This window comes from Bradyrhizobium sp. AUGA SZCCT0177, assembly GCF_018130125.1.
Taxonomy (GTDB): domain Bacteria; phylum Pseudomonadota; class Alphaproteobacteria; order Rhizobiales; family Xanthobacteraceae; genus Bradyrhizobium.
Genome location: NZ_JAFCMA010000025.1, coordinates 35,508 through 56,371 on the forward strand (window position 1 = coordinate 35,508; position 20,864 = coordinate 56,371).

The window sequence follows — 20,864 nt, forward strand, 5'->3', positions numbered from 1 at the left end:
AAAGCAGGCCGCGGCTTGCGGAAATGATCACCGCAACCGTCGAGCCGGGATAGAGAGTTTTGTGTCAGGCCAATCAGCAGTTGAGATGCCTTACGTCGTTCGGCCTATCGCTCTTAGTGCCGGCGTGGCGACCAGAACGCCACCGAGTAGATTGCGGCAAATCCGAGAAACGCCGCAGCCCAGGCGATACCGGCAGCCACCAGCAGCGGACCCGTGTGGTCCGTTTCCAGCACGGCGCAGACCCGCGCGAGGGCGGCGATAATCACCGCAGCGTAAATCAGCTGTGTCGCCGGAGACGCTTGGAGCCGCTGTCCGGTATGACCGAGCGTTGCCCGGCTCATCACCGCCAGTGTCATAGTGCCGATCGCTCCTCCCGTCCACGCATGGATTCCAGCGCTCGGCGCCACGAGGTCGAAGGCGCTGAGCGCGGTGAGGATGAATCCCGCCGGGACGAACGCATAGGCAACGTGCAGGATCAGCACCAGCCGGTCGGCGAATGTCCGGTATCCGGTCCAGCGCACAAGCCGGATCAGGTGCATGCCGCCGCAGACCAGCAACAATCCGCCGGTGGTCCGGTCCAGCGGTCGCACAACCCAGAACAGGAGGACGAGCACGCTCAAGGCGATGGTCGCGACATCGAAGCGGCCGAACGGCGCGGGCATCTGGCCGGGAGTTCGTTTTGCCAGCCAGTTGCGGGTGAAGCTTGGAATGATCCTCCCGCCGATCAGCGCAATGAGGCTGATCACCACGGCGATGCCGCCACGGGTGGTGTATTCGGCCAAGCCTTCGAAATGCGCCTCCAGATGAAACGCCAGATTGCCGGCGGCGAGCAGGCTGATGATGGCGACGATCATGAGATTGCCCCACTTCTTGCCCGCAATGATCTCGCGCGCGGCGGAAGCCGCCAGCAGGATGAGAAACACCGAATCGATCGCCGCGGCCGGCGCCCAGCCAATCCAGGCCGAAAAGCTGACGGCAATTCGGCCTGCAACCCAGGTCGAGAACAGCAGGATCAGCGGCCTGCCCTGCAGCGGCAATCTGCCCGTCCAGTTCGGCACCGCTGTGAGCAGAAAACCGGCGACAACGGCCGCGATATATCCGAACAGCATCTCATGGACATGCCAGTCCCGGGGCGCGAACGCCGTGCTGAGCTGCAGCCGACCGTAAAACACCGGCAGCCACATCAGAATGCTGGCACCAGCATAGACGGATCCGAAAAAGAAGAACGGTCGGAAGCCATACGAAAACAAGGCGGGGCCTCGATAATCTCTCAAGCGCGATACTGACATGATTTGGACCCTGCTCTGGCTGTTGCTGGCCGCACCCTAGCCGGCGCGAAGCGCGTCCTCTTTGTCGAGGCGCAAAGACGACGGCCCCGCCCAGGCGTATTCGCAAGAAGGTTCAGCAAAATGGAGATAGACGATGCGAATCTTTGCGCGACTACGGACGGGCTTGGGACTGTTGCCGATCCAGCCTCAGGACGACTCGAAAATCACTCGCGACGGGACAGAAATGGTTGCGACGGCACCATCCAGTTCCCCTACAGCCGAAAGCATGTGCTGCGGCCATTGTTCAGGCAACGCCGAAGGGCACATTTCGGAACTGCCTGGCGCGCGATAAAACAAGGAAAGCGGCCGACAAGGCCGCTTTCCTTTCTTTCATGCCATCAATTTATTTCGCTGCCGTCTTTGTCGCGGCAAGCTTTGCGAACAGCCCGGCAAATACCTGTTTGGCTTTGCCGACCTGAGGCACGGCCTTGGCCTGCTCCTCATTGGCGGGCGTCCCCACCACGATCATCGCCACCATGCCCATGCCGTAATGTGGCGCGCATTTGACGCCATAGATTCCGGCCTGATCGAATTTGGCGGCGACATCCTCACCCATCTTTCCGATGAAGGTGGCCCCGCCGTCCGGCAGCATGCCTTTGATGGTCTCCGCGTTATGCCCCTTGTCGGTCGACACGAACTTGACGGTATCGCCCGGCGCAACCTTTACCAGGGCCGGCTCGAAAACCATCAATCCTTCGGTTCCCTTGTTGAGCATCTTGACTTCGACTTCGGCCGCCGTTGCGCCACCGGCCACCGCCATGGCTGCGGCCACCACGACCATTACCAAATATCTGCGCATCCTGATCTCCTGTCGATCGGTCGGGTCTCCATTCGGACCCCATGCGCGCCTTCTAGTCCCCAATCGCCGGGCGGAACTTGTTTTAGCGCAAGCTCCCAGCCGATTGTCGCGGTATGATGAGGCTGCAGCGCCGGTCACGCCAAATGAAGGCGGCCGATTGCCACCCCTAGTTCTACGTCCGATTTCAGAACGGCATCCGGAACCTCCCATGGCCCCCCTCGACCGTTCAATTGTCGCAAATGTCCCCATCTTCGCCTCCTTGAGCGCCGACGATCTCGACGCCATCCTGTGCGACGCCCGATCGGTCAGATATCCGAAAGACAGCAGCGTATTCGACCAGGGCGGCGAAGCTCATTCGTTCTTCGTTTTGCTGCACGGCCATCTACGGGTTGAAAAGACCACGCCGCAGGGTCAGCAAATCGTGGTTCGCTACGTCTCGGCGGGTGAATTGTTTGGCGTCGCGCAGGCGCTGGCGCTCAAAAATTATCCGGCAACTGCGATTGCGGTCGTCGACAGCGTGGCCTTGTCGTGGCCATCGCCGCTGTGGCCGCAGCTGACCGCGAAGTTCCCGGCGCTGGCGGCAGGCGCGTTGCAGACCGTCGGCAGCAGATTGCAGGATACGCAGGACCGCGTCCTCGAAATGTCCAGCGAACAGGTCGAGCAGCGCGTCGCGCATGCGCTGCTGCGCCTGGCCAAGCAGGCAGGCCGCAAGGTCGAGCATGGCGTCGAGATCGATTTTCCGATCAGCCGGCAGGATGTCGCCGAGATGACCGGCACCACCCTGCACACCGTGAGCCGCATTCTCAGCGCATGGGAGCAACAGGGCCTGGTCGAGGGCGGACGACAGCGCATCGTGCTGCGCGATCCCCACCGACTGTTCGAAATCGCGGAAGGCCAAGGCAAATAAGATCGACCGGTAAGATCGGCAACTAGGACCCGTTCAGGCTTGAACGACGGCGCGCAGTGCCGTCAGGAACGCACCGCCGTCTACCTCGTGCTCGCGGCTGGCTTCGTCAATCGAGTGGAATGTCGCGATCGGGCAGCCGACGCAGCCCATCCTGAAATCCATGAACACCCGTATCGAAGCAGGCCAGCGGTTCATCACCTGGTCGACCGTCATGTCAGGCGTGGGCATGCTCTTTTTCATGCTGCCAGCCTAGGCACCCGACCACTTCTTTCTTTGTTCGGGAGCAAACAGCGGCGCGATTGGTCTTCTTTCCGGAAAGCTTGCGCTGGCGCAAAGAGCGCTTCCGATCCTTGGGGCACAAGGGTGACACGAAATTCAAATGCAGACACCAACAGGAGAGTGTCATGATCACCCGCCGTATCGCATTGCTCGGCGTCGCAGTCGCCGCGCTTGTCGTTGCCGTCCCCGCGCTGGCCGCCGACGATCTCAACCTGCCGCGTCAGGCGGTTGCGCTGGTGGCGCCGCCGTTCGTGCATCCGCACGAACAGGCCACCAAGGAAGGCCCGAAGATCATCGAGTTCAAACTTGTCATCACGGAGAAGGAAGTCGTCATCGACGAGGCCGGCACCAAGTTCCAGGCGATGACCTTCAACGGCTCGATGCCCGGTCCGCTGATGGTCGTCCATGAGGGCGATTACGTCGAGGTGACGCTGGTCAACCCCGAAACCAATGCGATGCCTCATAACATCGACTTCCATGCCGCGACGGGCGCATTGGGCGGCGGCGCTCTGACCCATGTGAACCCCGGCGAACAGGTGGTTCTGCGCTGGAAAGCAACGCGCACCGGAACGTTCATCTATCACTGTGCCCCGGAAGGCATGATTCCCTGGCACGTCGTGTCGGGCATGCACGGCACCGTGATGGTGCTGCCGCGCGACGGCCTGAAAAACCGCGAGGGCAAGGCGCTGCGCTACGACCGCCTCTATTACGTTGGCGAGAACGACCTCTACGTGCCCAAGGACGAGAAGGGAAAATACAAGAGCTACGAAACGGTCGGAGAATCGTTCGCCGACACCACCGAGGTCATGCGCAAGCTGATCCCGACCCACGTCGTCTTCAACGGCAAGGTCGGCGCCCTCACCGGCAAGAATGCGATGACGTCGAAGGTCGGCGAGACCGTCATGATCGTTCATTCGCAGGCCAATCGCGACAGCCGTCCGCATCTGATCGGCGGTCACGGCGATTACGTCTGGGAGACCGGCAAGTTCGTCAACCCGCCGGAGAAGGATCTCGAGACCTGGTTCATTCGTGGCGGCTCAGCAGGAGCGGCGCTCTACACGTTCAGGCAGCCCGGCATCTACGCCTACGTCAACCACAACCTGATCGAGGCCGTCGAACTCGGCGCCACTGCCCACTTCAAGGTCGAGGGCAAATGGAACAACGACCTCATGAAGCAGGTACAGCCTCCCGGCCCGATCCTGCCCGGCAAGTCCAGCGCGGCTGATGCTGTGGTGAAAACCAGATAACGACCTCGCGGCCTGAAGCAATTGCTGCGGGCCGCGGTGACCGGAGGACCGCCCCATGCTGCTCGCCATGAAAATTAAGGCCGCGATAACAGCGGCCGTTCTGGCCAGTCCGATCGCGCTGACGGTCGCCCCTGTTGCCCACCCCGTCGATTCCGCGATCACCGAAATTGCCGCAAAACCGTTTCAGTATCGGCTCGCCGGCGATTTCTCCCGCGACGGCAAACCCGCGCCAGCCCCGCTAGGTGAAGCGCTTCTAGCCGCCAGCATCAAGATCATGAACCGTCAGGTCACCGCGGGCGAATATGCGCGCTGCGCCGATGACGGCCGATGTCCTAAAATCCCGCAAGCCTCCGCGATGGCGGAGCGTCCAATGGTCGGCGTCAGCTGGCGGGATGCAACGGCCTATGCCGAATGGCTGACGAACCAGACCGGGGTCCTGCACCGCCTTCCCACCGACGAGGAATGGGTGTTCGCTGCCGGCCAGAAGGTCCGCGACGAAGCGCTGCCGCTGGTCGACCCGGTCGATCCCGCGCAGGCCTGGATTGCGCGTTACGAGGCGGAAGCCAACCGGGCGCGGCCCGGCGCGCTCGACCCGCAACCGGTCGGCGCCTTCGGTCGCAACGAAAACGGGCTGCTGGATGTCGGCGGCAATATCTGGGAATGGACCAACAGCTGCTTCCTTCGCATGACGCTGGAGCCGACGGGGCCTGCGCGCGTGACCAACACCAATTGCGGCGTTCGCGTCGTGCAGGGCGCCCACCGGACCTATATGACCGACTTCATCCGCGATCCTCGCACCGGCGGCTGCGCCGCCGGCGTGCCACCCGCCAATCTCGGCTTCCGCCTGGTAGTCGAAGACAAAAACTGGCCAGCGCTGCAAAGAATGATCGTCGCGACCTTCACGTCGGGTTAGAACCGCCTACGTCAGGTCATGAATTGTCGCGCCGCGATCAACCCGCGTGCTCGATGGCGCGGATGGCGCCGCGCAGTTCAGCCAGCCCACGCAGCCGGCCGATCGCGGTGTAGCCGGGATTGGTGCGCTTGGTCTCGGCGAGATCGTCGAGCATGCGATGGCCGTGGTCCGGCCGGAATATGATTTTTTCACCTGCCGAACGTTTCCGGTTTTCGCTCAGCAATGCCTTGAGAACAGCGATCATGTCGACGTCGCCATCGAGATGGTCGGATTCGAAGAACGACAGGCAGTCGGCCTCGCGCTTGGTCGCGCGCAGATGCGCAAAGCCGATCCGCGGCGCGAATTGTCTCGCGATCGCCGGCAGATCGTTCTGCGCACGTACGCCGAGCGAGCCGGTGCAAAAGCAGATGCCGTTCGCCTTGGAAGGAACCGCGTCGAACAGCGCCTGGTAGTCTTCCGCCGATGAAGCGATGCGCGGCAGACCGAACAGCGGCCGCGGTGGATCGTCCGGATGCAGCGTCAGCGTCACGCCAAGCTGCTCAGCAACGGGCGTGACGCGCGCGAGAAACTCGATCAGATGCTGGCGCAGCACCGCGGTGGTGATGCCGCTATATTGCTGCAAGCGGTCGCGGAACTGCGGAATGGTCAGGGGATCGGTGGTCGATCCCGGCAAGGCGCTGGCGATGTTGGTGACGAGGACATCGATATCGGCCTGCGTCATCCCGGCGTGAAGCTGCTTGGCACGGGCGCGCGCGCTTTCCGAATATTCCGCCGCCGCTTCCGGGCGCTGCAGGATGTGCAGATCGAACGCCGCGAACCGTTCCTGGTCGAAGCGCATCGCCTTGGCGCCGCTCGGCAGTTCCCATTCCAGATCGGTTCGGCACCAGTCCACGACAGGCATGAAATTGTAGCAGATGATCTTGATCCCGGCGGAGGCCACCGCCTCCAGACTCGCGATCCAGGCCTCGATCGAGCGCGTCGCCCTACCGCCGAGCCGCTTGACGTCGTCGGGGATCGGAATCGATTCCACCACCGACCAGGTCAGCTGCGAACGACCGGGCTGGCTTTTCTCGATGATGTGCTTGCGCTGCTCGACGCCTGATCGCGTCCAGGCTTCGCCGATCGGCACCTGGTGCAGCGCGGTGACCACGTCGGTGGCACCGGCCTGGCGGATATCGTCGAGCGACACCGGATCGTCCGGCCCGTACCACCGCCATCCCTGCAGCATCATGGGAAATCTCCTGAATATCTTCCGGTCACTGTGCCGTCAGCACGACCTTGACGCTCTGCGAGCGGTCGAGCGCGAGGCGAACCGCATCGGGTGCGACCGACAGCGGACGCTCGGCGGTCACCAGCGACAGCACATCGACGCTGCCGTCGGAAATCAGTTCGACCGCGGTCATGAATTCCGGGCCAAAGCGGAACGAGCCGCGCAGGTCGATCTCCTTGGCCATCACGGCGTTCGCCGGCATTGGAATTTGTCCGCCCGGCAGGTTGCCGATCTGGACGACGACGCCGCCACGCCTGACCGCGCCGATCGCGCTGGCAAGGCCGGCCGCCGTGCCGGAAACTTCAAACGCCACGTCGTAGGGCGCCACCGCCTTCAGGGCCTCATCGCCCTTGGAGATGTCGATTACGTGATTGGCGCCGAGCCGCGTGGCGAACGCCAATGGCGCGGCGGCGATATCGACGACGGTCACTTCGGCAATGCCGGCGCGGCGCGCGGCCAGCATCGTCAGCAGCCCAATGGGGCCCGAGCCGAACAGCACCGCGCGTTTTCCGCTGACGTCGCCGGCGCGGGCCACCGCGTGCAGGCAGACTGCCAGCGGCTCGGCCAGCGCCGCCGCCTGGTATGTCACATGGTCTGGAATCCTCACGCACTGCGCCGGGATGGCGTCGAACAGGCTGGAAAAGCCACCCTGCATATGCGGCGTCTTGGAAGCCGAGCCCATGAAGAAGATGTTCTCGCACAGGTTCAACCGGCCCTCGCGGCACGGCGTGCAGTGGCCGCACCAGCGCGACGGATTGACGGCGACGCGATCGCCGGTCTTCAGGCCGGGCGCGCTGCCCGAGATCTCGACGACTTCGCCTGCGATCTCATGGCCGAGCACCAGCGGCGAGGTGACGACGAAATCGCCGGTGCGGGCATGGCGGTAGTAATGCATGTCCGAGCCGCAAATGCCGCCGGCGCCGAAGCGAATCCGCACCATGCCTGACGCCAACGGATCGAGCGGCCGCTCGACCATGCGCAGGTCCTCGGGGCCAAACAGTGTTGCAGCCAAAGCCATCGATGTCATTTTGCAAGTCCCATATATTTTGGCAGCCAGAGCGTCAGCTCCGGGATGTAGGTGATCGCGACGAGCGCCAGCAACAGCGGCACCAGCCAGGGGAGGATCGCCATCGTCGTGCGCTCGACCGAGAGCTTTGCGACGCGGGCGAGAACGAACAGCACCATGCCGAGTGGCGGGTGCAACAGGCCGATCATCAGGTTCAGCGTCATGATCAGCCCGAAATGAATGGGATCGATGCCCAATTTCAGCACGATCGGCAGCAGGATCGGCACCAGAATGGTAATCGCGGCGATGGTGTCGATGAAGCAGCCGACGAACAGGATCAGGATGTTCGCCAGCAGCAGGAACACCCATTTGTTCTGGGTGATCCCGAGCATCGTGTCGGTCAGGATTTGAGCAGCCTGCGACACCGTCAGCAACCAGGCGAAGATCGAGGCCGCCGTGACGATGAACAGCACGGACGCGGTGGTCTCGATGGTGTCGAACGTCGCCTTCGCCACGGTCTGCATCGTCATCGAGCGATAGCGCACCAGCCCCAGGAACAGCGACCAGATCACGGCGGCAACCGCGGCCTCCGTCGGCGTGAACCAGCCCAGCGTCATGCCGCCGATCAGGATGACCGGTGCCATCAGCGCCATCACGGCGGAGAAATCGAAATACCAGTCAATCGCCAGCAACGCCGCAAGGCCGATCCCGACCGCCATGTTGGTCGAGAGCCCGGCAAGCACCAGCAACCACACCCCAAGCGGAAAACACAGGACGACGACGATCTCGAGCCCGGCCGATCCAACCTGCCGCCAGGAGAACGGCGTATCGGCGCCCCAGCCGTTCTTGTGGGCGAAATAGGCCACCGTCGCCATCATCATCAAGGTCATGACGAGGCCGGGAATGAGGCCTGCGAGAAACAGCGCGCCGATCGAGACGTTAGCCATCATGCCGTAGATCACGAACGGCAGCGACGGCGGGATGATCGGCCCGAGAGTAGCCGAGGCCGCGGTCACGCCGACCGAAAATTCCGTCGAATAGCCGTGGTCCTTCATCGCCTTGATTTCGATGGTGCCGAGGCCCGCGGCATCCGCGATCGCGGTGCCGGACATGCCGGAAAAGATCACCGAGCCGACGATGTTGACGTGGCCGAGGCCGCCGCGCATCCAGCCTACCAGCGCGACCGCAAAGCTGTAGATGCGCCCGGTGACGCCGGCGATGTTCATCAGATTGCCGGCGAGAATGAAGAAGGGAACCGCGAGCAGCGGAAAGCTCTCGACACCAGCGATCATGCGCTGCGCCAGCGTCACGTCGGGCGTGATGCCGGTGACGAGAATATACAACAGCGACGACACCGCCATCGCCAGCGCGACGGGAAGGCCGACCAGCATCAACAGCAGAAATGCCCCAAGCAACAGCAGCATGGCGTCAGCCTTCCGTTCCGTCGAACGCGCCGGGGCGCTCCAGTATCGAATAGCCCCGCCGCCAGTTTTCGATCGCGATCTGGATCGAGCGGCCGAACATCAGCACGAAGCCGAGCAACACGGCGTAGTAGACAAAACCTTTTTCAATCTTGATCGTCGTCATCCGCTCTTCGCCGATGATCTGGATGTAGACCCAGACCAGCTTGATCGCATATCCGAAGAACGCGATCCGGATCAGGTCGATCACGGTCGAGAGCGCACGCGCCGCCGCATGCGGCAGATACCGGAACACCAGGTCGACCTGGATGTGCCGCGACAGCCGCACGCACATCGACGAGCCGATAAACACCACGCCGATCAGGCAATAGGTCGCGATCTCCTCGGTCCAGGCATAGCTGTCGTTGAGGACATAGCGGGTGAAGAACTGCAGGAATACGCACAGCGCCATGATCCAGAAGATCGCGAGCGCCAGCCAGTCTTCGAACGCATACCCACTGAGGTCGGCGCCCTTCGGCGCCTCGTCCTCGAACGTATGCGCGATCTCCTCCGCCGTGATCTGCTTGTGCACTTCAGCCGTAGACATGCGTTTAATCCCCAAGTCGCGTCGCGTGATTGACTCACGTCATTCCGGGGCGGCTCGGAGAGCCGAACCCGGAATCTGGAGATCCCGGGTTCGACGCTGACGCGTCGCCCCGGGATGACGACTTCGTCGTCACTTCACCGCCTGGATGCGATCCCAGTCGGCCTTGCGGTAGTCGAAGCTTTCAAAGCTCGTGGTCTTGATCACGGTGTCACGGAACGCGGCCTTGTCGACCTCGGTGACGGTGAGACCCTTCTGCTTGAAGAAATCGACCAGCTTGGCTTCGTTGACCTTGATCTCGCCGGTTGCCTTGGCAGCGGCTTCCTGGGTCACTTCGGTGAAGATCTTGCGATCCTCTTCGCTGAGCTTCTTCCAGAGCCCACCGGAAATGATCGTGTTGAGGTGGTCGACGATGTGACCGGTCAGCACGATGTGCTTCTGCACCTCGTAGAACTTCTTCGCCTCGATGGTGGTGAGCGGATTTTCCTGGGCTTCCACGGTGCCGTTCTGCAACGCCAGGTAAACCTCGGCGAAGGCGATGGGCGCGGTGTTGGCGCCGCAGGCGCGCGGCATCGCCAGATACGCCGGCACGTCGGGCACGCGTATCTTGAGGCCCTTCATGTCCGCGCAGGCCTTGATCGGCCGGTTCGACGAAGTGTGACGCACGCCGTAATAGGTCACCGCCACGATGCGGTGGCCGGTCTTGTCTTCATAGCCCTTGGTGAGGTCCTTGAAGACATCGCTCTTGGTGTAGGCCAGGAGATGATCGGCATCGCGGAAGGTGTAGGGATAATAGGTCACGCCGATCGGCGGGAAGCTCTTGGCGGCGAAGCTGGAGCCGGAGATGATGATGTCGACCGAACCCAGCGAAAGGCCCTGGTTGATGTCGGCTTCCTTGCCGAGCTGCGAGGCCGGATAGACGTCGACCGCATAGCGGCCGTTGGTGCGCTTGCCGATCTCCTGCGCGGCCCACACCGAAGCGGTGTGGAACGGCTCTGACGTCTCATAGACGTGCGCCCATTTGAGTTTGGTCTGCGCCATACCGGCGCTGGTGGCGGCAACAAGCGCGGCAGCGGAAGCCGCCACTACAATCGTCAATTTCTTCAACATGAAATCTCCTCCGTTGTTACATTTGCTTTTCTTACTCAACCGTCTCAGCCATTTGGCCGAACCGTTCGAATACCTGATCAGCCGCTCCTGGCCTGCGCGCGAGGCGATGCGGCTTCGGTTCCAAAATTTTGTGCAAAGCGTTCCTGCGAACGCGCCAGATGCTCGCGCATGGTAAGGCGCGCGGCGTCGGGATCGCGCGCGGCGATGGCATCGCGGATCGCCTGATGCTCACTGAGCGCGGCGCCCCAGGATTCCGGGTTCTCGAAATAATGCGCCAGCTTGGCGAAATAGGGATTGAGCCGCTGGTCGAACAGTTCGCCGACGACGCGAACCAGCACGGCGTTATCGAGACTTCCCGCCACCGCGACATGGAACGCGCGGTCATGGATCATCGAGGCGTCGCCGGGATGTTGCGTATTCGCCATCGCCAGCAGCGAGGCGTCGATGCGCGCGATATCTTCCGGCGTGGCCACCCTCGCCGCCTGCTCGGCGATGGCGCCTTCGATGAATTCGCGGGCGCGCAGCAGCTCGAACGGCCCTTCGATCATTGCGGAGGCCGGCAAAGGCGTGGCAAGCGCGGCCGGGTCGCTGACATAGATTCCGGAGCCGACACGAATGCGAACACGTCCTTCGACTTCGAGCGCGATCAGCGCTTCGCGCACGGTGGGACGGGAGACCTTCAATTGTTCGGCGATATCGCGTTCGGTCGGGAGCCTGGAGCCGACGGCGTATTCGCCGCTGTCGATCAAGGCGCGCAGCTGATCGGCAACCTGGCGGTATAGGCGTCGCGCTTCCACTGCCTCTAACGGCACGCTGGTTTCCTCCGAACGACCTCGTGGATCGATTCTTTTTCTGGCTGGCTTTGGCCAATCGGTTGGCCTTGAGTTCCGGCGCCGATCGGTCAATTGGCCTTACCAATTGACCAAACATTGACCTTACCGGCGCGCTATGTCAAGGCGAATGGCGAAAATTCCGCCATTCCAACCCAAAGGAGGCTGATTTGCGCCTCTCGAACGCCAGCCTTGACCGGCTTCCCGGCCATATCCGCCGCCCCGGTTACGACCGCGGACGCGTCACATCAGGCATCGTCCACCTCGGAATCGGCGCGTTCCACCGCGCGCACCAGGCGGTCGTGATCGACGACCTGCTCGCAAACGGCGCGACGGACTGGGGAATCATCGGCGCCAGCCTTCGAAGTTCGGACACCTACGACGCCCTCGCCCCGCAGGATTGTCTCTATGCGGTTGCCGTTCGCTCCGGCGCGGGCACCGAACACCGGATCATCGGCTCGGTGCTGCAGACGGAAGTCGCCAAGAGCAACCCCGCGCAATTGATCGCGCGCATGGCTGATCCCGCCACGCGCATCGTCTCGCTGACGATCACCGAGAAAGGTTATTGCCACACGCCGCAGACCGGCGAACTCAACGCTGACCATCCCGATATCGTCCACGACCTTGCAAACCCGGATGCACCGCGATCGGCTCCGGGATTCATCGTGGCCGCGTTGGCGCGCCGCCGCGCGGCTGATATCGCGCCCTTCACCGTCCTCTCCTGCGACAATCTTTCGGCCAACGGCCATACCGTGAAACGGATCCTGACGCAGTTCGCTCACCTGCGCTCGCCCGAGCTTGGAAAGTGGATCACCGATCACGTCGCCTGCCCGTCGACGATGGTCGATCGCATCGTGCCCGAAACCACTGACGCCGATCGCGCGTCGGTCTCGTCCGAACTCGGCATGATCGACGCATGGCCCGTGATATCAGAGCCGTTCACGCAATGGATCGTCGAAGACAATTTTCCGGCCGGCCGCCCCGATTTCGCACGCGCCGGCGTGCAGCTCGTCACTGATGTGACACCGTTCGAACACATGAAGCTGCGGCTGCTCAATGCCAGCCATTCGGCGCTGGCCTATCTCGGCTATCTCGCGGGCCATGAGACCATTGCCGCTGCGATGACTGACGATCGCTTTGCGGCGTTCGCCCATGGCGTGATGCAAGAATCCGCCGTGACGCTTTCGATGCCCGAGGGGACTGACCTGGCGGGATACAGCGCCTCGCTTCTCGAGCGCTTTGCCAACCCCGCCCTGCGTCACCGCACCTGGCAGATCGCGATGGACGGATCGCAGAAACTGCCGCAGCGGCTGCTCGGCACCATGCAGGACCGGCTGCGGCAGGGCTTGCCGATCGATACGCATGCGCTCGCCGTCGCAGGCTGGATGCGCTACGTCACGGCCAGCGATGAAAAGGAACAGGCGATCGATGTCCGCGATCCCCTCGCGGCGCACCTGGCCGCGATCGCCAAAAAAGCCGGCCCCGTCGCAGATCGGCTGGCGCCGGCGTTGCTCGACGTTAGTTCGATCTTCGGCGAATTTGGAAACGACCCCCGCCTGCGCGACGCCGTGACGCGCGCGCTGGCACAGCTCTACGAATTGGGCGCCCGTCGGGCGGTGCAGGCCTGGCGGCCGGCATAAACTGATCGGCGAGCGCACCCGATATGAGAAAGGCGGCCCGAAGGTCGCCTTTCAATCCGAATACCGTCAGTCGATTTCCTCGATCACCATTCGCTCGCCCGGATCGACAAGATAGGCCGGTTTTCGCGATGAATGTACCGATACTCGCGCAGCGCGGGGCGTCCGGGGTAAACGCGCCCGAGGCTGCCGGGTTCCTATTTCCGCAGCGCCCAACGTCCGTGGCCGGGAACATTCCAAATCCGGGAACATTCGGTAAGCGGTGGGGTTGGTGGTCATCGACCTGAAGGAGTTCAGTCATGAAGAAATTTATCGTAGTGCTCGCGATTGGCGCCGGCACGCTGCTCGCTACCGGCGCAACAGCCGCACCGCTCTCGAATGGCATTACCGTGATGCCGGATAACGGCATCGAACATGTCAGAATGGTCTGCGACGAATATGGCCAATGCTACCGTACTCGTGGCGGCCGCCGCGTCGTCGTTGAGCGGGAATACGGCGACAGCTACAATTATTACGCTCCGCGCGAGCGATACATTGAACGCCGCGGCTATTACAATGACGGCCCGAGCGTCGGTATCGGCGTGGGACCGGGCGGAGTCGGTGTTGGATTTGGCGTAGGACCGCGCTGGTAGGATTTCAATTTCGCAAGTCGAGGCCGCAGAGAAATCTGCGGCCTTCGGCGCGCTCGGCCTCCGCTTGAGGGTTTGTAGATGGACGAAAACAAATTCGCCGCACTGCTCGGTCACGCAGCGCTGAAGGTGTGGCCGGAGCTGTCGCGCGACGCCCAGGAAATGTTGTTTGCGGCTGCCGTCGATGACGGCGTCATTGCAAATACGCTCGCAACCTACCTGCACGATCATCATCCCCGGACTGTCCATCCGCCAAAGCCGACGGCGCTGGCCTGATTCTGATCTGCATGGCGGCAGAATTTTACAACCGCCGTAGAACTATTCGAAAACTCTGCTCGCCTGACGCTGACGCTCGCCAGATTGCAAGCACCAAGATTGCAAATCTGGCGCGGGCTACGGGAGCGACTTCGCTTCCTCTCGCAGCGCACACCGCTGATAATACTTTCAGAAGACACAACCCTGTGTTTCAATCGGTCCTGCGGAAACCGCAACCGAGTGCGTCCGCAGGCCGGCTCCTGCCCAGATCGCGAGTCCCGGCCAGCACAACGCACGGTCTCAAAACCATAACAACGGAGGAAATCCATGGACATCGATCGTCGTCAGCTTGCGTTACCGGTACTCGCCATCGGACTTCTCGGCGTGATGCCAGCCTTCGCCGGCGCCGATGAAGATGCGGTCGCCAAGAACCTTGAGGCCTTCCGCACCGCGCAGGCCGCCGCCAACGCCGAGGGGCTCGCCGCGCTTTGCGCAGCCGAACTCAGCTACAGCCACTCGGATGGCCGGGTCGAGGACAAGGCGGCCTTCATCGCCGGCGCGACCAGCGGAAAATCGAAGTGGCTGTCGCTGACCTATAAAGACCCCGCGATCCGCGTCGTCGGCCCGGCCGCGATCGTCCGGTTCCACTGGCTCGGCGAGCAGGAAGCCGTCGCCGACGGCAAGAAGAGCGCCACCAACCTCCACATTCTGATGAACTGGCAGAAGCAGGGATCGGACTGGAAACTGCTGTCGCGCTCGGCGACCAAGCTCGGATAGCAGCCGCGGATTGCAGCGCTCAAGCCAGCGCGCCGGATCATCGGTGCGCTGGCTGACGCCTCCCGATGGATCGCGCCAGTCTCCCTTGCCAGCGGCGCCTCTTCATAAAGCCACGGCACCAAACTGGCGCAGACAGAAAGTCGAACTATATCAGGGATCGTTGTTTCCATATCAATCACTCCCGACGCCCCCTTGATCAAACCAGTCATCATCTTTCTGTCGTTGGTTTTTTTCCCGATCGGTGTATCGGCGGCCCGCTATTGGTCCGATGACCCGCGTGGAAGCTGGCAGACGGCGGACCGCTCCAGCGCCGGGCTTTTGCCCGAGGCATCCCGCCATCCCGATGCGGTCATTCGCATTTATGGCGCGCGCACGCTGCGATGGAAGGCGATCTTCGCGATCCACACCTGGATCGTTATCAAGGAGCAGAACGCCGCGACCTATACCCGCTATGACTACACCGCCTGGGGCGAGCCGATCCGCACCAACGGCTTCGCGGCCGATGCGCGCTGGTTCGGCGCCACCCCTGAAAACATCGTCGCGGTCGATGGCGAGGAAGCAAGTCGCCTCATCCCCAAGATCCGTCACGTCGTCGAAAATTATCGATTCCGGGCCTACGGCGACTACAGCCCGTGGCCGGGTCCGAACTCCAACACCTTCGTGCAGGCCGTCCTCAATGCGGTCCCCGAACTGATGGCTGTGCTGCCGCCCACCGCGATCGGAAAAGACTATCCCTACGAGGGCAAGTCATTCGGACTGACGGCTTCCGGTACCGGCGTTTTTGCGTCGCTCGGAGGTTATCTCGGCCTCACCATCGGATGGGTCGAGGGTTTCGAAATCAACTTCCTCGGCGCGGTGCTGGGATTCGATGTTCGCCGGCCGGCGCTGAAATTTCCGGGCATCGGCCGATTGGGAATGACGGCCGGAATTTAACCCGCCGTTAACCTTGTGCCGAATTGTCGCTCACCCGATGCGGCAAAAATTGATGCCTGATGCGCGCTTTTTGACCTCGCATTTGTGCGCTGCAATATCTATGTAGGAATCAGGAAGGAAATTCGCCCCAAGGACAACTCCGAAAAGGAGCCATCTAATGGCGAATGTTCTAACCACTGGGGCCTGGCTTTCTGCCCCGACCAAAAAACCCTCATTTCTTGCAAGATTATTGCGCGTCCGTATCGAATCCAATGAGCGGCGGGCTGCCCACATTGTTGAGACATACGTTGCCGCCCACGGGCTGCAAAACCTGTCTGATGATGCCGAGCGCCAGATTGATCGCTTGTTCTCCAGGGCGGGCCGATAGCCATGGTCACACTCATCATCATGCAGGTCGCAACCAGGCTCGCTCGTTTTGGCAAACAGGCTCGTGAGACGTGGCGCGAAACCCAGCGCCTCCGTCGCAGCCTCGCCGGCCCAGCGGAAGAATAGCTGTACCCCGCACGGTCCCCCTCGTTTCACTGGTCAGCCGGTGAAACGAAAGGGAAATGCCCGCGTCAGCCTTTGAGCGCGGTGACCACGACCTCAATCAATGCGCCGCCACCGAGATCGGCCACGCCGACGGTGGCGCGTGCCGGCAAATTGTCGCCGAAGAATTCGGTCCAGGCCGCGTCCATCTCCTTTTTCCCGGAGAGATCCGTCACAAAGATCGAGGCGCTGACGACGCGCGATCGATCCGTGCCCGCCTCTTTCAGATAGCCCGCGATCTTGCCGAGGATGTTGCGGGTCTGCTCGCCCATCGAGACGCTGGTGTCGTCAGCGATCGTGCCGCCGACAAAGACAAAACCGTTGGCTTCGACCGCGCGGTGCATGATCGGGGTGCGGATGTTGCGGATGATGTTCATGATGTCCTCATCTTGGTTCTAGGGTGTGGAAGAATGAAAGCGGTCGATGCCGAGATCGCCGATCCGGGTCTGGGTGCCGCCGCTCGCGATCAGCTCCGTCATTACGGCGCCGGCGCCGGGGCCGAGCTGGAAGCCGTGCAGCGAAAAGCCGAACTGGTGATAGAGCCCTGCATGGCGGGCACTCGGGCCGAAGACGGGCAGTTCGTCTTTTGTGCGAGCCTCGATGCCGGCCCAGGCGCGCACGATGGTGGCACTGCGCATCACGGGAAACAGTTCGAACACGGTGCGGGCGCTGATGGCGAGGCTGCGCCAGTCCAGCACCGTCTCGTTGCGGTCCTGGTCCGGCGTCGCCAGATGACCGCCGCCGATCAGCACCGTGCCGTTGGCGAACTGTTTGAAGGACAGCTTGCGGCCGCGCAGGATCACCACGGGATCTATGAAATGCGGCACGCGGGAGGTGATCATCAGCATCGGCGCCACGGTCTCGACCGGCACCGGCTCGCCAAGATCAGCGGCGATGCGGCCGGCCCAGGCGCCGGCGGCATTGACCAGCACCGGCGCCGCAAAGGTTTCCGCACCGACATCGACCCGCCACAGCCCATCCTGCTTTCGAATGTTGGTTGCGGCGACGCCCTCAACGACGGTGGCGCCGAGCGCTTCGGCCTTGCGGCGGATCGCGGTGGTGGTCCGGGCCGGTTCGGCCGCACCGTCGCGCCGCGACACCACGCCGCCAGGGCAGCTCTCCGCCACCGCCGGCACCAGCCGCCGCAACTCCGGCCCATCGATCAGTTCCTCGTGGGTGAAGCCGAGCGCGTTCAGCTCGGCGACGCGCGCGCGACAGGCATCGAATTCGGCGTCGTTCTCGGCGACCAGCACCTGGCCGTGGCTTTCGAAGCCGCAGCTATCGTCGACCAGTTCTTCGATCCGCTCCCAAATTCCCATCGAGCGGATCGAGAGCGGGATCTCGGCGACATGCCGTGCAAGCTGGCGGACGCCGCCGGCATTCACGCCCGAGGCGTGGCGGCCGGCATAGTCCTTTTCGATCAACACCGGCTTCATGCCGGCGAGGCACAGGTGAAGCGCGGTCGAGCATCCGTGGATGCCGCCACCGACGATGATGGCATCCGCAAGCTTCGTCATCCGCGCACCACCGCATTGACGTCGGCCTCGGTCTTCGGCACGGCCGCCAGTTCCGCCAGCGTGATCGGCTTCACCGGTGCACGCAGCCGGTAATAGCCGATCTCCTGGGGCGTCTTGTTACGGGCTTGCGCCATCAGCTCGGTGACGGTCAGGCCGCAGAGCCGGCCCTGGCAGGGACCCATGCCGGTGCGGCGATAGGCCTTGAGCTGGTTCGGACCGGTCGCACCGATCGCGACGGCGTCGAGAATGTCCTTGGCCGATACCTCCTCGCAGCGGCAGACGATGGTGTCGTCAGAGGGGATGCGAAATTGCGGGGCCGGACGGAACAGCGTGTCGAGAAAAATGCGACCGCGCTCCGCCTTTACCAGCGATGCCCTGAACGTCGCCATCGGCGCGAGCTTGAAAGCAGCCGCAGGCGCCAGCGCCTCGACCGCTGCGCGTGCAGCGATACGGCCGCGGATAATGGCGGCTTCAGCGCCGCCGATCCCGGCCCCATCGCCGGCGATCGCGATTCCCTTGACCGATGTATTGCCGTCGCGATCAAGCACCGGCGACCAGCACAGCTGCAAATCATCCCAGCGATGCTCGATCCCTGATGCCATCGCCAGGTTGACGTTGGGCACCACGCCCTGGTGCAGCAGCAGCAACTCGGCCGGAACAGTCTCGCGTCGGCCGCCCGACACATACGTTACAGTTGCGAGCTGGCCGTCACCGGCGGCAGCGAGTTCGCTGATACCAGTCACGACAGGCACTTTCGCGCGCACCTGCTTCATCAACGCAAAACCCTTTGCGAAATAGGGCGACGTCATGAAGGCGAAGGCGTGAGGCAGCGCGGCAAGATAGTTGCGACGCTCGGTCGTATCGAGGATGCGGTCGATGCGACCGCCAAGGCGCAGGATCTGCGCGGCGAGCAGCCAAAGCAGCGGTCCCTGGCCCGCGATCACCGTCGGCCGGTCCGGCACGAGGCCCGACGACTTCAGCATCGTCTGCGCGGCGCCTGCGGTCATCACGCCCGGGAGGGTCCAGCCGGGAATCGGAAACGGCCGCTCCAGCGCGCCCGTCGCCAGAATCACCCGACGCGCCTTGACGAAGCACGACGCGCCGCCGAGGGATATGCCGATCTCGAGATTCCGGTCGAGGCTCCAGACCGTCGCGCGCTGGATGATTTCCGCGCCGCTCGATCGCACCGCCTCGACAAGTTCGGTGCCGGCCCAATAGTCGGCGCCGAGATGGCCGCGTTCCGTGACCGGGGTCGAGGCGATGGCGCGCCAGACCTGGCCGCCGGGGCCGGCATTCTCGTCGAGCAGCAGCGCCGAGAGGCCCGCCTCGGCCGCGGTCGCGGCGGCGGCGAGCCCGGCAGGCCCTGCTCCGATCACCACGACATCATAGCTGTCGCGCCTGGGCGTCGTATTCATCGGCCGATCCCCCGCTTGCCCTTCTGGATTTCGATCTGCATGCCCTCGGCAACGGGCACCAGGCAGCCTTGCCGATTGCCGACGCCATCGATGGTGACGAGGCAGTCGAAGCACACGCCCATCATGCAATAGGGCAATCGCGGCGCACCGCTCACTGCGGTCGCACGGCGCACATCACGGCCGGAGGCAAGCAATGCTGCGGAAACCGTATCGCCCTCGCGCGCCGCGACGGCGGCCCCGTCCACGACGATGTGCACGGATGGTCTGCTGTCCTGATCGGATCGTTTGAACATTGGCTGCCTCTTCGCCCTTCTGTCGCGTTCGGGTCGTATCGATGTCAGTAATAGCCGCTGCCTGCCGCAGCATGGTTCGCGTCGAAGCGGCGGGCCGAGAACGCGCCGACCAGTTCCGGTTCGAGCGCGCCCGCCGCCACCATCCGCGCAATCTCGAAGGCGTGGTTGGAAGCCAGCGTCACGCCGGAATGACAGCAGGTGACGAAAGCGCCCGGCTCGCTCTCCGACTGATCGTAAATCGGGAAACCATCCTGCGGCATCACGCGGATGCCGGACCAAGTCCTGATGACGTTCAGGCGCGCCAGATGCGGAAACGTGCGCTGCGCCCGATCCGCCATCACGGCGCTGACCGAATGGTTCAGTGTGCGATCGTCGAGTTGATCTTCCTTGCTGTCGCCGATCATCACCGTGCCCTCGTCGGTCTGGCGAATGGTGGTCAGGGGATGCGGCAGGAACGGCATGGTGCGCTCGGTCACCACGATCTGGCCGCGGGTCGGGCCCATCGGCGCCGACAGGCCGACCATCGGCGCGAGCGACTGGTTGGCGTTGCCGGCGGAGAGCACGACCTTGCCGGCGCGGATCTCGCCCTGCGCTGTCGAGAGGTGGAATTCGCCGCCGCGCCGCGCGATCGCCGAGACCGGCCGCTCGGGAAAATAGTCGATGCCGAACAATTTCAGCCCAGTGTGGAAGGCGCGGAAGGTGCGCAGCGAATTGACGTGCCCGTCCCAGGGGCAGAAGCTGCCGCCGGAGACCTCCGGCCCGATCAGCGGCAGCATCTTCTTGACCTCGGAGGCCGACAGCATCTCCATCCGGTAATCAGCCGCGCCGACCTGGTTGTGCATCCGCGTCACAAGCTGCGCGCGCTGCGCAAACTCGTTCTCGCCGAGGGTCAGGTGGAAACCGCCATTCTGCTGCAGGGCGACGTCGAGCCCGGTCTGGTCTTTCAATTCGGCGGCGAGCTTGCCCCAGGTTTCGGAGGCCCGCATGGTCCAGCCGGTATACGCCGGCATGCCGAGGCCCTTGCTCTGCACCCAGACCAGCGCGAAGTTTGCCCGCGAGGCGCGCTTGGCGATGTCGCCCTCGTCGAGGACAACGACCCGCTTTCCGAGCCGGCCAAGACCCCAGGCGATAGCGGAGCCGAGCAGTCCGCCGCCCACGACCGCGACGTCATAGTCTTTTGACATATG

At 63.3% G+C, this 20,864-nt stretch carries 22 protein-coding genes; 8 read left to right on the forward strand and 14 right to left on the reverse strand.

Going from position 1 to position 20,864, the window contains the following annotated elements; genetic code table 11:
- Positions 1 to 113: 113 nt before the first annotated feature.
- Together JQ597_RS26170 and JQ597_RS26175 are read right to left on the reverse strand one after the other, a co-directional pair.
- On the reverse strand, positions 114 to 1,250 hold the full coding sequence (locus tag JQ597_RS26170) for an NnrS family protein (protein ID WP_349628884.1): 1,137 nt from the start codon (positions 1,248 to 1,250) through the stop codon (positions 114 to 116).
- A 421-nt stretch (positions 1,251 to 1,671) separates the two neighbouring features.
- The gene (locus tag JQ597_RS26175; RefSeq protein WP_212268116.1) at positions 1,672 to 2,127 is read right to left on the reverse strand and encodes a pseudoazurin; all 456 of its coding nucleotides are present in this window, start codon (positions 2,125 to 2,127) and stop codon (positions 1,672 to 1,674) included.
- A gap of 208 nt (positions 2,128 to 2,335) precedes the next feature.
- Between JQ597_RS26175 and JQ597_RS26180 the strand changes: the two genes are divergently transcribed.
- Positions 2,336 to 3,034, forward strand: coding sequence for a Crp/Fnr family transcriptional regulator (locus JQ597_RS26180; protein WP_212268118.1), 699 nt, complete (start codon positions 2,336 to 2,338; stop codon positions 3,032 to 3,034).
- A 33-nt stretch (positions 3,035 to 3,067) separates the two neighbouring features.
- On the opposite strand, the gene JQ597_RS26185 is transcribed toward JQ597_RS26180, so the two are convergent.
- Positions 3,068 to 3,262 carry a DUF1858 domain-containing protein gene (locus JQ597_RS26185; protein ID WP_212037499.1) on the reverse strand — a complete coding sequence of 65 codons (195 nt, stop codon included), beginning with the start codon at positions 3,260 to 3,262 and terminating at the stop codon, positions 3,068 to 3,070.
- 176 nt (positions 3,263 to 3,438) lie between these two features.
- Here JQ597_RS26185 and nirK point away from each other — a divergent pair, with 176 nt between their 5' ends.
- A complete protein-coding gene (gene nirK, locus JQ597_RS26190) occupies positions 3,439 to 4,560 on the forward strand; it encodes a copper-containing nitrite reductase (RefSeq protein ID WP_212268121.1) in 1,122 nt (373 codons plus the stop codon).
- Between the two features lie 55 nt (positions 4,561 to 4,615).
- Positions 4,616 to 5,473 (forward strand): SUMF1/EgtB/PvdO family nonheme iron enzyme, encoded by an 858-nt coding sequence (locus JQ597_RS26195; protein ID WP_212268123.1) that lies wholly within the window; start codon positions 4,616 to 4,618, stop codon positions 5,471 to 5,473.
- 37 nt (positions 5,474 to 5,510) lie between these two features.
- Here JQ597_RS26195 and uxuA read toward each other — a convergent pair whose 3' ends face one another.
- The 6 genes from uxuA to JQ597_RS26225 form a co-directional block, all read right to left on the reverse strand.
- Positions 5,511 to 6,704, reverse strand: a complete 1,194-nt coding sequence (uxuA, locus tag JQ597_RS26200; protein WP_212268125.1) for a mannonate dehydratase — start codon at positions 6,702 to 6,704, stop codon at positions 5,511 to 5,513.
- A gap of 25 nt (positions 6,705 to 6,729) precedes the next feature.
- Positions 6,730 to 7,770 (reverse strand): L-idonate 5-dehydrogenase, encoded by a 1,041-nt coding sequence (locus JQ597_RS26205; protein ID WP_212268127.1) that lies wholly within the window; start codon positions 7,768 to 7,770, stop codon positions 6,730 to 6,732.
- Positions 7,767 to 9,173 (reverse strand): TRAP transporter large permease, encoded by a 1,407-nt coding sequence (locus tag JQ597_RS26210; protein WP_212268129.1) that lies wholly within the window; start codon positions 9,171 to 9,173, stop codon positions 7,767 to 7,769. The genes JQ597_RS26205 and JQ597_RS26210 overlap by 4 nt, the downstream gene beginning before the upstream one ends.
- Before the next feature lie 4 nt (positions 9,174 to 9,177).
- The gene (locus tag JQ597_RS26215) at positions 9,178 to 9,756 is read right to left on the reverse strand and encodes a TRAP transporter small permease (protein WP_212268131.1); all 579 of its coding nucleotides are present in this window, start codon (positions 9,754 to 9,756) and stop codon (positions 9,178 to 9,180) included.
- Positions 9,757 to 9,885: 129 nt separating this feature from the next.
- Positions 9,886 to 10,863, reverse strand: coding sequence for a sialic acid TRAP transporter substrate-binding protein SiaP (locus tag JQ597_RS26220; RefSeq protein WP_212268133.1), 978 nt, complete (start codon positions 10,861 to 10,863; stop codon positions 9,886 to 9,888).
- Positions 10,864 to 10,940: 77 nt separating this feature from the next.
- On the reverse strand, positions 10,941 to 11,675 hold the full coding sequence (locus JQ597_RS26225; protein ID WP_212268136.1) for a FadR/GntR family transcriptional regulator: 735 nt from the start codon (positions 11,673 to 11,675) through the stop codon (positions 10,941 to 10,943).
- A gap of 188 nt (positions 11,676 to 11,863) precedes the next feature.
- Here JQ597_RS26225 and JQ597_RS26230 point away from each other — a divergent pair, with 188 nt between their 5' ends.
- From JQ597_RS26230 to JQ597_RS26250, 5 genes are all read left to right on the forward strand, one after another.
- Entirely contained in the window at positions 11,864 to 13,333 is a 1,470-nt protein-coding gene (locus JQ597_RS26230) for a mannitol dehydrogenase family protein (protein ID WP_212268138.1), read from the forward strand.
- 296 nt (positions 13,334 to 13,629) lie between these two features.
- On the forward strand, positions 13,630 to 13,962 hold the full coding sequence (locus JQ597_RS26235; RefSeq protein WP_212268140.1) for a hypothetical protein: 333 nt from the start codon (positions 13,630 to 13,632) through the stop codon (positions 13,960 to 13,962).
- Between the two features lie 78 nt (positions 13,963 to 14,040).
- Entirely contained in the window at positions 14,041 to 14,235 is a 195-nt protein-coding gene (locus JQ597_RS26240) for a hypothetical protein (protein ID WP_212268142.1), read from the forward strand.
- A gap of 306 nt (positions 14,236 to 14,541) precedes the next feature.
- The gene (locus tag JQ597_RS26245; protein ID WP_212001960.1) at positions 14,542 to 14,991 is read left to right on the forward strand and encodes a nuclear transport factor 2 family protein; all 450 of its coding nucleotides are present in this window, start codon (positions 14,542 to 14,544) and stop codon (positions 14,989 to 14,991) included.
- 192 nt (positions 14,992 to 15,183) lie between these two features.
- Positions 15,184 to 15,924 (forward strand): DUF3750 domain-containing protein, encoded by a 741-nt coding sequence (locus tag JQ597_RS26250; RefSeq protein ID WP_249148203.1) that lies wholly within the window; start codon positions 15,184 to 15,186, stop codon positions 15,922 to 15,924.
- A gap of 557 nt (positions 15,925 to 16,481) precedes the next feature.
- Here the strand turns inward: JQ597_RS26250 and JQ597_RS26255 are convergent.
- From JQ597_RS26255 to JQ597_RS26275, 5 genes are read right to left on the reverse strand one after another with little or no spacing between them, the layout of a single operon-like run.
- A complete protein-coding gene (locus JQ597_RS26255; RefSeq protein WP_212268144.1) occupies positions 16,482 to 16,829 on the reverse strand; it encodes a RidA family protein in 348 nt (115 codons plus the stop codon).
- Between the two features lie 18 nt (positions 16,830 to 16,847).
- On the reverse strand, positions 16,848 to 17,969 hold the full coding sequence (locus JQ597_RS26260; RefSeq protein WP_212268146.1) for an NAD(P)/FAD-dependent oxidoreductase: 1,122 nt from the start codon (positions 17,967 to 17,969) through the stop codon (positions 16,848 to 16,850).
- Complete coding sequence (locus JQ597_RS26265) at positions 17,966 to 19,384, reverse strand: FAD/NAD(P)-dependent oxidoreductase (protein WP_212268148.1); 1,419 nt, start codon at positions 19,382 to 19,384, stop codon at positions 17,966 to 17,968. Before JQ597_RS26265 ends, JQ597_RS26260 begins: the two co-directional genes overlap by 4 nt.
- Entirely contained in the window at positions 19,381 to 19,677 is a 297-nt protein-coding gene (locus JQ597_RS26270; RefSeq protein ID WP_212268150.1) for a (2Fe-2S)-binding protein, read from the reverse strand. Before JQ597_RS26270 ends, JQ597_RS26265 begins: the two co-directional genes overlap by 4 nt.
- 44 nt (positions 19,678 to 19,721) lie before the next feature.
- Complete coding sequence (locus tag JQ597_RS26275) at positions 19,722 to 20,861, reverse strand: NAD(P)/FAD-dependent oxidoreductase (protein ID WP_212268152.1); 1,140 nt, start codon at positions 20,859 to 20,861, stop codon at positions 19,722 to 19,724.
- Positions 20,862 to 20,864: the final 3 nt, after the last annotated feature.